The sequence below is a fragment of the Nakamurella sp. PAMC28650 genome, from assembly GCF_014303395.1.
Taxonomy (GTDB): Bacteria; Actinomycetota; Actinomycetes; order Mycobacteriales; family Nakamurellaceae; genus Nakamurella.
On record NZ_CP060298.1, the window covers coordinates 1148382 to 1162064 of the forward strand.

General features: G+C 66.1%; 10 protein-coding genes. 6 read left to right on the plus strand and 4 right to left on the minus strand.

Annotated features, from left to right (window positions below):
- The first annotated feature begins 19 nt into the window (after positions 1-19).
- The 5 genes from H7F38_RS05245 (at position 20) to H7F38_RS05265 (ending at position 4969) form a co-directional block, all read left to right on the plus strand.
- Positions 20-1030, plus strand: coding sequence for an aldo/keto reductase family protein (locus H7F38_RS05245; RefSeq protein ID WP_187093151.1), 1011 nt, complete (start codon positions 20-22; stop codon positions 1028-1030).
- Positions 1031-1247: 217 nt separating this feature from the next.
- On the plus strand, positions 1248-1484 hold the full coding sequence (locus tag H7F38_RS05250; protein WP_187093152.1) for an alcohol dehydrogenase catalytic domain-containing protein: 237 nt from the start codon (positions 1248-1250) through the stop codon (positions 1482-1484).
- Positions 1485-1599: 115 nt separating this feature from the next.
- Positions 1600-2760, plus strand: a complete 1161-nt coding sequence (locus H7F38_RS05255; RefSeq protein ID WP_222618137.1) for an ISAs1 family transposase — start codon at positions 1600-1602, stop codon at positions 2758-2760.
- Positions 2761-2802: 42 nt separating this feature from the next.
- Positions 2803-3399, plus strand: a complete 597-nt coding sequence (locus tag H7F38_RS05260) for a zinc-binding dehydrogenase (RefSeq protein ID WP_187093153.1) — start codon at positions 2803-2805, stop codon at positions 3397-3399.
- A gap of 73 nt (positions 3400-3472) precedes the next feature.
- The gene (locus tag H7F38_RS05265) at positions 3473-4969 is read left to right on the plus strand and encodes an NAD(P)/FAD-dependent oxidoreductase (RefSeq protein ID WP_187093154.1); all 1497 of its coding nucleotides are present in this window, start codon (positions 3473-3475) and stop codon (positions 4967-4969) included.
- Positions 4970-4990: 21 nt separating this feature from the next.
- Here H7F38_RS05265 and H7F38_RS05270 read toward each other — a convergent pair whose 3' ends face one another.
- From H7F38_RS05270 to H7F38_RS05285, 4 genes are all read right to left on the minus strand, one after another.
- Entirely contained in the window at positions 4991-7621 is a 2631-nt protein-coding gene (locus H7F38_RS05270) for a glucosidase (protein WP_370531331.1), read from the minus strand.
- A gap of 187 nt (positions 7622-7808) precedes the next feature.
- Positions 7809-9548: a hypothetical protein gene (locus H7F38_RS05275; RefSeq protein ID WP_187093155.1), complete on the minus strand. Its 1740-nt coding sequence runs from the start codon at positions 9546-9548 to the stop codon at positions 7809-7811.
- A 30-nt stretch (positions 9549-9578) separates the two neighbouring features.
- A complete protein-coding gene (locus H7F38_RS05280) occupies positions 9579-10637 on the minus strand; it encodes a glutathione S-transferase family protein (RefSeq protein WP_187093156.1) in 1059 nt (352 codons plus the stop codon).
- Between the two features lie 63 nt (positions 10638-10700).
- Positions 10701-11561, minus strand: coding sequence for an NAD(P)-dependent oxidoreductase (locus H7F38_RS05285; RefSeq protein WP_187093157.1), 861 nt, complete (start codon positions 11559-11561; stop codon positions 10701-10703).
- A 76-nt stretch (positions 11562-11637) separates the two neighbouring features.
- On the opposite strand from H7F38_RS05285, the gene H7F38_RS05290 reads away from it, so the two are divergent.
- Positions 11638-13572 carry a M13 family metallopeptidase gene (locus H7F38_RS05290; protein ID WP_187093158.1) on the plus strand — a complete coding sequence of 645 codons (1935 nt, stop codon included), beginning with the start codon at positions 11638-11640 and terminating at the stop codon, positions 13570-13572.
- Positions 13573-13683 lie beyond the last annotated feature (111 nt).

The window sequence follows — 13683 nt, forward strand, 5'->3', positions numbered from 1 at the left end:
AGGGCCTAACGTTGTCGCAATGGAATTCAGATACCTCGGAAACTCCGGGCTCAAGATCTCGTCGATCACGTACGGCAACTGGCTCACCCACGGCTCGCAGGTGGAGAACGACGTCGCAGCACAGTGCGTGCGCGCGGCTCTCGATGCCGGCATCACCACGTTCGACACCGCTGACGTGTACGCCAACGGCAAGGCCGAGACCGTTCTCGGCGAAGCCTTGAAGGGCGAACGTCGCGAATCGTTGGAGATCTTCACCAAGGTCTACTGGCCGACCGGGCCGGCCGGGCACAACGACGTCGGGCTCTCCCGCAAGCACATCGCCGAATCGATCAACGCCTCGCTGAAGCGACTGCAGACCGACTACGTCGACCTCTACCAGGCCCACCGGTTCGACACCGAGACCCCGCTGGAAGAGACCATGCAGGCGTTTGCGCGGGTCATCCGGCAGGGCAAGGCGCTCTACATCGGCGTCAGCGAGTGGACGGCCGAGCAGATCCGGGCCGGACACGCTCTGGCCACCGAGCTGGGCATCCAGCTGATCTCCAGCCAGCCGCAGTACTCGATGCTGTGGCGTGTGATCGAGGACGAGGTGGTCCCGACATCGCGGGAGTTGGGCGTCTCGCAGATCGTCTGGTCGCCCATCGCCCAAGGCGTGCTGACCGGCAAGTACAAGCCCGGCCAGGCTCCCCCGGCCGGCTCCCGCGCCACCGACGAGAAGGGCGGTGCGGACATGATCAAGCGATTCATGAACGACGACGTCCTGACCAGGGTCCAGGCACTGGAGCCGATCGCCGCCGAACTCGACCTGACCATGGCGCAATTGGCGGTGGCCTGGGTTTTGAGCAACGACAACGTGGCGGCCGCGTTGGTCGGGGCTTCGCGTCCCGAGCAGGTGCACGAGAACGTCAAGGCCTCCGGCGTCTCGCTGGATGCGTCCGTCCTCGCGAAGATCGACGAGGCGCTGGGCGATGTCGTGGTCCGTGATGCGGGAATGACGACCAGGACCTCGCCGCAGAAGCGCCCGGCCTGACGCACCGGTTCCCCACAGCGAACGGCCCATCCAGAACAGGCCCATCCAGAACAGGCCCATCCAGAACAGACCCGTCCAGAACAGGACTGACATGCCGAGAGCGATTGTCTACAGCGAGTACGGCGATCCCGATGTCCTGACGCCGACGGAGGTCCCGCTCGTCGAACCGGGCCCACGCTAGGTCAGGGTCCGGGTACACGCCATCGGGGTCAACCCGATGGACTGGAAGATTCGGCGTGGCTACATGTCTGGCGGTCGACCGCTGGACGGTCCCTCGCTGACCGGCCTCGAGATGGCCGGTGTCATCGACGCTCTCGGTGAAGGCGTGAACGGGTTCGCGGTGGGTGACCGGGTCGCCGGTGGTGCGGACGGCACCTCGGCGGAATTCGTGGTGACCGGGGCCGATCAGGTGGTAGCCCCAGGGCCCCGGCAAAGTCGGGTTGACAATTCTTGAGCTGCGGCGATGGGTTGCGACACGCCGGGAGGGGCGGTTTGCGGGTGGGCGTGGCCCACGGTGATGATCATGAAGGTTCTTGAGGCCACTCACTCACAGCCAAGGACCACGCCCGATGTCATCATCACCCAGGTATACCGTCGTTGACCAATTCGACGAAGATGAGTTCCCCGACATCCCCACGGCGCCGGCGGCGTTGCTCCGAGCCCTGCGATCGGTTCCCGACCCCCGCAGCGCGCGCGGCCGCCGGCACGGCTTGTCCACCATTTTGGCGGTGGCCGCGTGCGCGGTGATCGCCGGTGCCCGCTCCTTCGTCGCCATCGCCGAATGGGCCGCCGACACCGCACCAGCAGTATTGGCCAAACTTGGCGTATCCAGTGAGAGACCCTGCGAGTCGACGATCCGGCGAACCCTGAACAGGATCAACGCCGACGGTTTGGATGTCATCGTCGGGACCTGGGCCGCTGTGGTCGCCACCGCGTCGAAAACATTTCAAGTGATCGCAGTCGACGGCAAATCGGTCCGGGGATCCGCCGTGGCCGGCGGCCGGTGCCGACATCTGCTCTCAGCGCTCACTCACACCGCAGGCCTGGTCCTGGGGCAGTTGGACGTCGATGTCAAAACCAACGAGATCCCCATGTTCGCCGAGCTTTTAGACAACATCGAGTTGCTCGGTGCGTTGGTCACCGCCGATGCGATGCACTGCCAGAAAATCCATGCCAAGTATCTCGTGGAGCAACGCGGAGCGCATTACCTGCTCACCGTGAAAGGTAACCAACCGACGCTGCGGCGGCGACTGGCCCAACTCCCATGGAACGACGTCGACGTCACCGACACCCAGAAGGACCGCGGACACGGACGGATCGAGAAACGAACCCTCAAAGTCGTCACCATCGCCGCGGGAATTCTGTTTCCGCACGCCGCCCAGGCGATTCAGGTGAGCAGAAAAGTCCGGTCGATCCGATCCAAGAAGTGGCATACCGAGACCGTCTACGCGGTCACCGACCTGCACCCGACCCAGGCGTCCGCCGCGCAGCTGGGCACCTGGCTCCGAGGACACTGGTCGATTGAAAACCGTTTGCACTGGGTCCGGGACGTCACCTTCGGTGAAGACCTGTCCCAGGCCCGCACCGGCAACGGACCCCAGGTCATGGCCACACTACGAAACCTGGCCATCGGACTTCTTCGACTGGACGGAGCCCGCAACATCGCAGAAGCCGTCCGACATCACGCCCGAGACCCCCACCGACCACTCAAACTCGTGCTGACCAGCTAAAACAGCCCGACATGAGCGATCTGCGACTTTGCCGGGGCCCTGGTGGTAGCCCTGCCGGACTCGATCGACTCCGTCACCGGCGCCGGTATCAAGGTGGCGGGCACCACCGCGATCAGGGTCATCACCCTGGCGCACGTCCGCGAGGGTCAGACGCTGCTGTTGCACGCGGCGACCGGTGGTGTCGGAGTCTTCGTGACCCAACTGGCCCGGGCCAGGGACGCCGGGGTCATCGGTACCGCGGGCGCAGCCAACCAGCACTACCTGGCCTCCCTCGGCGCCATCCCGGTGCTCTACGGCGACGGCTGGGAAGACCGGGTCCGTGCCGTGGCCACGGCTCCGATCAACTCGGTGATCGACTGCTCCGGGGCAGGCGTCATCGCCGGGTCGTTGGAGCTCGTGGTCCCTGGCGGCCCGATCGTCACGATCGCCGACTTCGAGGCCAGCGGGCCAGGTGTCGTCATCACCGATGGCAGCGAGCCCGGGTTCGAGGACGCACTGCGGGAAGCCGTGAAAGCCGTCGAGCACGGCACGGTCCAGATCCCCATCGAGAAGGTTTTTCCACTGGAGCAGGCTGCCGACGCGTACCGGCTGTCCGAGTCCGGTCACGTCCGCGGCAAGATCATCCTGACGATCGACTGAACCGTCCTCCTCCTGTGGGGTACTCGGACGTCCCGCATGCTCGGCGCTCCGGCGGCAGGGCTACCGTTTCTCCATGCCGGACACCGATGCAGTGCTGCAGGACGAGTGGGACGTCGTCATCATCGGCGGGGCGCCGCCCGGTGAGAACGTCGCCCAGTACGCGACCCAGGGCAGCGACCGCACCGCCGTCATCATCGAGAAGGAGCTGGTCGGCGGCGAGTGCTCGTTCTGGGCCTGCATGCCGAGCAAGGCCCTGCTGCGCCCGATCTCGGTTCTGGACAACGCGCGGAACCTTCCCGGCGTGCAGAGCATCGTCGGGGATCATTCTCTCGATGCCGCAGCCGTTCTCGAACGCCGCGACCGAATCGTCAATCACCACGACGACAAGTCGCAGGTGGACTGGGCCGTGGGCATCGGGATCGACGTGATCCGTGGCCACGGGCGGGTGGCCGGTGAGAAGACCGTCGAGGTGACCCGGCCGGACGGTTCGGTGCGGACCATCCGCGCCCGATTGGCCGTCGTGCTCGATACCGGCACCACTGCGGCGGTCCCCCCGATTCCGGGCCTGCGCGAGGCGCTTCCGTGGATCTCCCGGGACGCCACCAACATCCACCAGATCCCCCGCCGGGTCGCCGTCATCGGCGGCGGCGTGGTTGCCTGCGAGGCCGCCACCTGGTTGAAGGGACTGGGTGTCGACGAGCTGAGCATCATCGGCTCGGCCCCGAAGCTGTTGGCGCGCAACGAGGACTTCGCAGGAGACCTCGTGGTGAGTCGGTTCAGGGAGAACGGCGTGACGGTCCACCTGAACGCACGGGTCGACGCAGTCCACCGACTCGACCCGCAGGCCACCGGTGAGGGCAACATCCACGGCGGCGAGGTGACCGTGTCCTTCGGCGATCAGTCGGTGACGGTCGACGAGGTCCTGGTCGCGACGGGCCGCGTGCCCGTCAGCCGGGACATCGGTCTGGAGACCATCGGTTCCCTCGCGCAGGCCACGGCGGACAACCACGGCTACGTCGAGGTGGACGATCACCTCACCGTCCAGGGTGTCGAGGGTGAATGGCTCTACGCCATCGGTGATCTCAACGGTCGCGCGCTGCTGACGCACATGGGCAAGTACCAGGCCAGGATCTGCGGGGCGATCATCGCGGCGCGCGCGGAGGGCAGGTCGGTCGACTCACCGTGGACCACCGACACTGCCGACCACGGTGTCGTCCCGCAGGTCACCTTCACCGATCCGGAGGTGGCCTCGGTCGGTCCGACCGAGGCGCAGGCCCGCGAGCAGGGTTTCAACGTCAGGACCGTCGAATACGACCTGGCGTGGTTGGCCGGCACGTCGCTGCAGCGGGACAACTACGTGGGCAACGCCAAACTGGTCATCGACGAGGACAGGCACACCCTGCTGGGTGCCACTTTCGTGGGGCCCGATGTCTCCGATCTGCTGCACGCCGCGACGGTGGCGATCATCGGAGAGGTCACGCTGGAGGAACTGTGGCATGCGGTGCCGTCGTACCCGACGGTCAGCGAGATCTGGTTGCGCCTGCTGGAGACCTACTTCAACCCCTCTTGAGGCCCCGGCTCCGAGAGGTCGTCAGGCCCAGCCGCGGGAGCGGGGATCGGGGGGCAGGCGCGGGTTCACCAGGTGCGCGACGAGGGCCGTCCAGCCGGTCTGATGGGTGGCTCCCAGGCCCTCTCCGGTGTCTCCGTCGAAGTACTCGCTGAACGTGGGATGGTCCTGCCACAGCGGGTTGTCGCTGGACTCGATCCGTTTCCCGTCGGCCGGGCGACGTCCGTCGACGGGGCGGAACAGGGCGGTCAGTCCGCCGTCGACGATGTCGGCGGCCTGTACCAGGTTCTTGAGATTGCCTGAGCCGGTGGGGATCTCGATCTGGAAGGAGTCACCGAAATGGCGCCCGTAAGTGCGGAGCTTGTCGGCCAGCAGCACGTTGACCGGAAACCAGACGGGGCCACGCCAGTTGGAGTTACCGCCGAACATCGCCGTCTGCGACTCGCCCGGCTCGTACCCGATGGAGACCTGCTGGCCGCCGATCTCGGCCGTCACCACATCCTTGGCGGCCGCCGAGAGCGACCGGATCCCGAAGGGGGACAGGAACTCCTCGGTGTCGAACATCCGCTCCAGGATCCGGCGGAGACGCTCCGGGTCGACCAGCGAGAGCAGCATCTTCCGGCTGCCGTCGCCGGTGCGGGAGAGCAAGGGTCCCATCAGCTCCGGCCGACGACGTTGCAGCCAGCGGAGTCTGGCCGTCACGTCGGGGCAGTCCTCGGTGATCCAGGCCGGCACCTCGGTGGCGCCCAGGATCGGCAGCAGGCCGACCATCGAGCGGACCCGCATGTGGGGCGCGGTCCCGTCCGGTTGCACCAGGACGTCGTAGAAGAACCCGTCCTCCTCGTGCCAGAGCGAGATGTTGCGCGAGCCGAAGGTGTTCATGGCCTGCGCGATGGACAGGAAGTGTTCGAGGAACTTGGTGGCCACGTCGTCCCAGGACTTGTCGTAGCGCGACAGCTCCAGAGCGATCTTGAACATCTGCTGGCAGTAGAACGCCATCCAGCTGGTGGCATCGGACTGCTCGAGGCGGAACCCGGGTGGTAACGGCGCGCTGCGATTGAACAGGCCGATGTTGTCCATCCCCAGGAAACCGCCCTCGAAGATGTTGGAGCCGTTGGAGTCCTTGCGGTTCACCCACCAGGCGAAGTTGAGCAGCAACTTGGTGAAGACCCGGACCAGGAACTCCCGGTCGCGGTAGCCGTCGATGCGATAGACATGCCAGGCGGCCCAGGCGTGCACCGGCGGGTTGACGTCCCCGAACTCCCACTCGTAGGCGGGTAGTTGGCCATTGGGATGCATCGACCACTCCCGGCACATCAGGACCAGCTGTTCCTTGGCGAATGCCGGATCGACGTGGGCGAGCGGAATGGTATGGAAGGCGAGATCCCAGGCTGCAAACCAGGGATACTCCCATTCGTCAGGCATCGAGATGATGTCGGCGAGTGACATCTGCGTCCAGTGAGCGTTTCTCGCATCATGGTTCCGACGGGAGGCCGGAGCCGGTGCGTTGGGATCGCCCTTCATCCACTGGTCGACGTCGTAGCGGTAGAGCTGCTTGCCCCACAGCAAGCCGGCGTAGGCCCGACGCGCAACGTGCCGGTCCGCGACCGAGATCTGCTGGTTGATCACGCCTTCGTAGAAGTCGTCGGCCTCGGCCAGACGGTCTGAGTTGGTGGCGGCGAAGGACTCGCCGAATGTCGCCTTCGTCGGTGACGAGGTGGACAGACGTAGCTTGACCTCGACGCTCTCGCCGGCCGGAATGCTCGGGAACCGGTACCAGAAGGCAGCCTTGGTGCCTTCCAGGGCCGGGTTGACCGCTTTCTTGTCGCCCTTGATGACGCGGTTGTTGACGCCGTCCTTGGTGAAGGGGGCCGGATTCTGCGACGCGCCGAACAGTGCGACGGCATTCGTCTCGTTCTCGCAGAACAGCACATCGGGGCTGCCCTCGGCGGCCAGGAAATAGTGGCCGAGGAATCCTTGCTCGACCTCGACCGCTTCGAGTCCACCCACCGTCAGGGTCGGCGGCTGCAGCTGACTGATGGTGGGGCGACGACGGTCTCGCCCCCAGGCCCAGGTGTTGCGGAGCCAGATCTGGGGCAGGATGTCCAGCGGCGCGGCTTCGGGCCCGTGGTTCGTCGCCGTGATCGTGATGCAGAGGTCCTCCGGTCCCGCCTTCGCGTAGGTCATCTGGACGTCGAAGAACCGGTCCTCGTCGAGGATGCCGGTGTCGCCGAGCTCGTACTCGCGCTCCTGCCGGCCGCGCCTGCGGTTCTCGTCCCGGAGACGTTGGTAGGGGTACTCGGCCTGGGGATAGCGGTAGAGCCACTGCATCCAGCTGTGTGTAGGGGTTCCGTCGACGGCCCACCAGTATTCTTTGGCGTCCTCACCGTGGTTGCCCTCGTTGTTGGTCAGGCCGAAGAGCCGCTCCTTGAGGATCGGGTCCCGGTGATTCCACAGCGCGACGGAGAAGTTCAGGAAGCCGAATCGGTCGGAGATGCCGCCGAGCCCGTCCTCCCCCCAGCGGTAGGCCCGCGCATGCGCCTGGTCGAACGGGAAGGACGACCAGGCGTCGCCGTTCTCGGAGTAGTCCTCGCGGACGGTGCCCCATTGGCGCCCGGAGACGTACGGCCCCCAGAGCCGCCAGGGACTGGCCATGGAGGACGACTGGGCCAGTCGCATGCGCTCCTCGCCGAACTGCGGCTCGAACCCGTCGGCCTCCGGCTGGTCCACCTCGACCGACTTCCTCTCGCTCGATCCGGTGTTGTCCACCCACGCAGCTTGGTCCCGTTGCGTGTCCGGCTGATGACAGGTAGCTTACCGTTCCGATGCGCGGGCCGGGATTTCATCCGGCCCAGCGCCGGGCGACGGGGTCGTAGCTGCACATGCCGGCGGACAGGCCGTGCGAGGCGATCCAGGCACGCACGTCGGCGTCGTAGGTGCTACTGCCGGGGTCGGCGACCGAGCCGTATCCGGGCGGGAACTGACCGGAGAACCCGTTGATGGTGGGGACGGCGCGGCCGCCCCGGGAGGTGATGGCCTGGGAGATCAGCATGGCGTCGATGCTGGAGACGAACGCCAACGGAGGGTGGTCCTCCGCGATCGTCAGGTAGAACGCTCGACAGGCCGGGGACGGCAGGGGGACGGCGGCCACGGCGCCCAATTCCGCGGACCGGTCGATGCCCGCATTCTTCCCGATGTTGAATTGTTCCAGGGCCACCAGCAGCACGATGGCAGCCGATCCGACCACGAGTCCTCGACGGACTCCCGGTCGTCCGGTAGCGCGCTGCCGGATGTCACCGCGCCGTTGGTCAGCCCGTCGCAGGACGTCGGCGATCACGAAGGCGACGACCAGGGGTGCCAGCAGACCCGCGATCACCCCTATGCGATCGATGGCCCTGATCGCCCGCGCTCCCGGCACGACCAGCCAGACGACGGCCCACAGCGAGGCACCGAAGAATTTCATCGGCAGCAGGATCATCACCCAGCAGGTAATGGCGGTCGCCATTGGCGCGGCGCCGGCCGGATCATCGACGCTCCTGTTGGATCGGCGGAAGAAATGAGATCGCTGCAGCAAATACGCTGTCGCAGCGATCAGCGCAACCAGCAGTACGGGCGTCAGGCCGAAACCGAGCTCGCCGTTGGTGATGCGCGGCGAGGAACCGAAGACACTGCGGGTGAGTGGACCCCAGAAGTAGTTGCGGGCACCGGTATTGACGATGTCCCTCGGCTCCGAGGCGTACCCGAGGGCGACTGCCAGCGAGCGACCGCCGGCGCCGAGGTTGGGGAGATACACAATCAGAAAGGGAATTCCGCCGATTGCTGCACCGAGGGTGAAGACCGCAACCCTCCTGCGGTGGTCGGCCAGGAAGAGCCGGATACCCGTGCGCCACGCGGTCCGACCCGGCGCCAGCGCCCAGCGCAGGATGCGCCACAGCAGAGCGCTCAGCACGAAGAACCAGGACACGTAGAAGGTCGACAGGAACAGCAGCCCGAGCAGCAGGCCGGCCAGGAATGCGGGAAGGAGGTCCTTCCTCCGCTCGGTCCGCGCACGGAGCACCAGCAGGACCACGGTCGGCAGCCAGTAGACGGAGTAGAGCTGGGTATGGCCGGCCTGGACGTACAGCATGTTCGAGAATGCAAAGGTCAGAGCCAATACCGCACAGAGCTGACGTTGCGGCAGAACCCTTCGCAACAGAAAATAAGAGCCGAGAAACCCGACCAGGCTGAGCAGGATCAGCGTTCCCTGATAGGCGAGGTAGATGTCCAGGCCGGCCAGACGAAGCGGCGCGTAGAACAGTTCGTTCAGGATGAAGGTATCGGAGTACCCGAGCGTGTCGCTGGTCGGGAAGAAGAACGACGGGTCCCGCCAGGACGAGAGGCCGCGCAGTACCTGGAGCCAGTGCTCGTGCAGATAGATGATGAGGCGGGTGTCACCGTTGTCGCCGGTGATGAACCGGAATCCGCTGAAGATCGGCCGACGGAAGAAGGTGAGGGCGCCGGCCGCCCAGACGAGGACGAGGAGCACCGAGCGGCCACCGACAGCGCGGGCGGTCGGCCGGACCGTACCCCCGCGTTCTCCCACCGCGCGAGGCTACCCCGGTGGATGCCCGAATCAGCTCCCGGCGGCGACCTGTGCACTGTGTCCGACCGGGACCCGTTCGGACGGGATCGGCGGACCGGGTGGCGTCCCGTCCCCGAACGGTCGCCCGCCCAGGCTCGCCCGATCGTGCGGGTCCAGCCAGTTCGACAGGTCGGGGCCGTCCGGCACGATCTGCGTCGGGTTGATGTCGATGTGGACCTTGTAGTAGTGCTTCTTGATGTGGTCGAAGTCGGTGGTGTCACCGAAACCGGGCGTCTGGTAGAGATCTCGGGCATAGGCCCAGAGCACCGGCATCTCGGCCAGCTTCTGCCGGTTGCACTTGAAATGACCGTGGTAGACCGGGTCGAACCGGGCCAGGGTCGTGAACAGCCGGACGTCGGCCTCGGTGATGGTGTCCCCGACCAGGAAGCGTTGGTGCGTCAAGCGTTCGGTCAGCCAGTCCAGCGCCGTGAAGAGCCGGTCGTAGGCCTTGTCGTAGGCCGCCTGGCTACCGGCGAACCCGCAACGGTAGACGCCGTTGTTGACCTCGGTGAAGATCCGATGGGCCACCTCGTCAATCTCGGCGCGCAACGGTTCCGGGTACAGGTCGGGGGCGCCGGCGCGGTGGAACTCCGTCCACTGCGTGGACAGGTCCAACGTCATCTGCGGGTAGTCGTTCGTGACGACCTGCCCGGTCGCGATCTCGACGATCGCCGGCACCGTGATACCGCGATGGTAGTCCGGGAACCGGGCGAAGTAGGCGTCCTGGATGCGCTCGATGCCCAGGACGGGATCGACGCCGCCGGGGTCGAGATCGAAGGTCCAGCTCCGCACGTCGTGGGTGGGGCCGCAGATGCCCATGGACAGTGCGTTCTCCAGCCCCAGCAGGCGCCGGACGATGATCGCGCGGTTCGCCCACGGGCAGGCCCGCGCGACCACCAGCCGGTAGCGGCCGGCCTCGACGGGGTAGCCGTCACGGCCGTCCGCAGTGATACGGGTGGCGATGTAGTTGGTGTCCCGGGTGAATTCCTTGCCACCGGAGACATACGCGCCCTTGGTGCTGAGTGCGTTCTGCCCATCGTCGTTGGTCATGCCGACCACTGTATGCGCCGGCATGGACGTTCGCCCGGCGTTAACGTTCGCCCGGTACGGACGTCAGACCTCGCGACGCCAGCTGAACTGCGGATCGAAGCCGAGCAGTCTGCGCGCTTTGTCGATGGACAGCAGCGTCTCGTGCTCGCCGAGGTTCTTGCGCACCTCGACTCCCGGGAAGACCTCGGCCGCGAGAGAGGCGCTGGAGCGGTACATCACCGTGTCCGCGTTGGCGATCACGAAGATCTCCCGGCCCTTCAGCTCGGCCTCCACGGCGAGTCGCACGGCCTGCGCACCATCGCGTGCGTCGATGTAGCCCCAGGCGTTCCACTGCCGCACGCTCGGATCGGCGTCGAACGACGGGAAGACCTTGTAGTCCTCCGGCGCCATCACGTTGGAGAAGCGCAGGCCGATCATCGTCAGGGCCGGATCCCAGCGGCAGAACTGCAGCGCCATCTCCTCTTCCAGCGTCTTGGACAGCGAATAGGACGACTCCGGACGAGGGTGGTACTCCTCGTCGACCGGTAGGTACGGCGGCGGGCTGTCGGGTCCCATCGGGAGGCCGAGCACGGTTTCGCTGGAGGCCCAGACGACCCTCTTGATGCCGGCTGCTTTCGCGGCTGCGAAGACGTGATACGTACTGGTGATGTTGTTCTCGAACAGCGCCGAATTGGTGATCAGTCCCGGCGCCGGGATGGCGGCCAGGTGGACCACCGCGTCGAGGTGGTCGTAACGGTCGTCGATCGCGTGCAACGCCTCGAACGTCTGGCCGTAGTCGGTGAAATCGACCTTGACGTAGAGGGCCCTGGTCTCGGGGGAGGGGGCGCGGTCGAGGTTGACGACCTCGTAGCCGCTGTCCAACAGGTGGGTGACCACCGCCCGGCCGAGTTTGCCGCTGCCGCCGGTCACTGCGATCCGCTTCATGCGCGTTCCTTCATCTCTTGAGTAACGTTCGGTATGACGATGCTGCTGTCCCGCTAGTGCTAGGAGCCTTTCGAAGATGACCTCAATCGACGCCGTTCGCGTTCAGGACGACCTCTTCCGCCACGTCAACGGCGACTGGCTGAGGACCGACGCGATCCCGTCCGACCAGTCCATCCACGGAGCCTTCCAGGAGATGCGCGACCAGTCGGAGGCCATCTGCCGGGAGATCGTGCAGGACGCGGCGGCGAAGTCGGGCGAGTCCGGTTCGGCACAGCAGTTGATCGGTGATCTGTTCACCAGTTTCATGGATGTCGAAACCGTGGAGGCCAGGGGCGGGGCCCCGGTCGAGGCGCGCCTCCGACAGATCGAGGCCGTCACCGACCGGGTCGAGTTTGCCACGTTGCTGGGCGCGCTGCAGCGCGACGGGGTGTCGGGCATGTTCGGCTTCGGCGTCGACACCGACCCTGATCAGCCTGATCGCTACACGCTGGAGTTCTACCAGGGTGGTCTCGGGCTGCCCGACGAGTCGTTCTACCGCGAGGACCAGTACGCGGAGATCCGGATCGCCTACCGCAAGCATGTCCTGACGATGATGACGCTCGCCGGCATCGTCGACCCGGAGACCACCGCGGACTCGGTGATCTCGCTGGAGACCGAACTGGCCGGGGCCCACTGGGACCGGGTGCGCAGTCGGGACCGCTCGCTCACCCACAACCCGATGGACGCAGCGGGCCTGGCCGATCTCCTGCCGAGCGATATCTGGCGTGCCTGGCTGGCCGGTCTCGGTGCTCCGGAGTCGGTGATCGAGCACGTCATCGTCATGCAGCCGCCGTACCTGACGCTGCTGGGCGAGTTGTTCACCGACGATCGGCTTCCGCAGTGGAAACACTGGCTGGGCTGGCGGACGATTCGCAGCACCGCGCCGTTGCTGTCGGATGCCTTCGTCCAGGAGAACTTCGATTTCTACGGTCGGACCCTTTCCGGCACGCCGGAGTTGCGGCCCCGGTGGAAGCGCGGCATCAGCATGGTAGAGGGTGCGGTGGGCGAGGCCCTCGGGCGGATCTACGTCGAGAAGACGTTCCCGGCGGAATCCAAGGCCCGGATGGACGAGTTGGTCGACTATTTGCTGCAGGCCTACCGGCAGAACATCTCTGCGTTGCCGTGGATGACGGAGGAGACCAAAGTTCGGGCGCTGGAAAAGCTCTCGGCGTTCACCCCGAAGGTCGGCTATCCGCCGAAGTTCCGCGACTACGAAGGTCTGGTGATCGTGCCGGACGACCTGGTCGGCAACTCCCATCGTTCGTCGGCCGTCGAGCTGGATCGCGAGTTCGCCAAGATCGGGTCACCGGTCGATCGCGACGAGTGGTTCATGACCCCCCAGACGGTGAACGCCTACTACAACCCCGGGATGAACGAGATCGTCTTCCCTGCCGCAATTCTCCATCCGCCCTTCTTCGATCCGCAGGTTGACGACGCGACCAACTTCGGCGCGATCGGGGCTGTCATCGGACATGAGATCGGTCATGGGTTCGACGACCAGGGATCGAAGATCGACGGTACCGGGGCGCTGAAGGACTGGTGGACCGGCGCCGACCGGGAGGCCTTCGATGCGCTGACCGGGAAGCTGATCGACCAGTACTCGCACCTGTCCCCCGCCGGTGCCGACGGCAAGAAGGTGAACGGTGCGTTGACGATCGGCGAGAACATCGGTGACCTCGGTGGTCTCGGGATCGCCTACCAGGCCTGGCTGTTGTCGCTCGGCGGTGTGATGCCGGAGCCGATCGACGGTGAAACCGGAGCGCAGCGGCTGTTTCTCAACTGGGCCAGGGCCTGGCGTACGCAGACCCGTCCGGCTGAGGTCCAACGTCGGCTGACGCTGGATCCGCACTCCCCGCCGGAGTTCCGCTGCAACCAGGTGGTCCGCAACCTCGACGAGTTCTACGACGCGTTCGGTGTCGCCGAGGGCGACGAGATGTGGCTGGACCCAGCTGATCGGGTCCGGATCTGGTAGGTGCGTGTGGCGGCGGTTCTTGATCGCGATGAGGCCGTCGGGCGACACCATGCGCACCCGGCCGGAACTAGAACCTCGACGCCCGCTGCGGAAGCCGCCGGCGATCGCCGT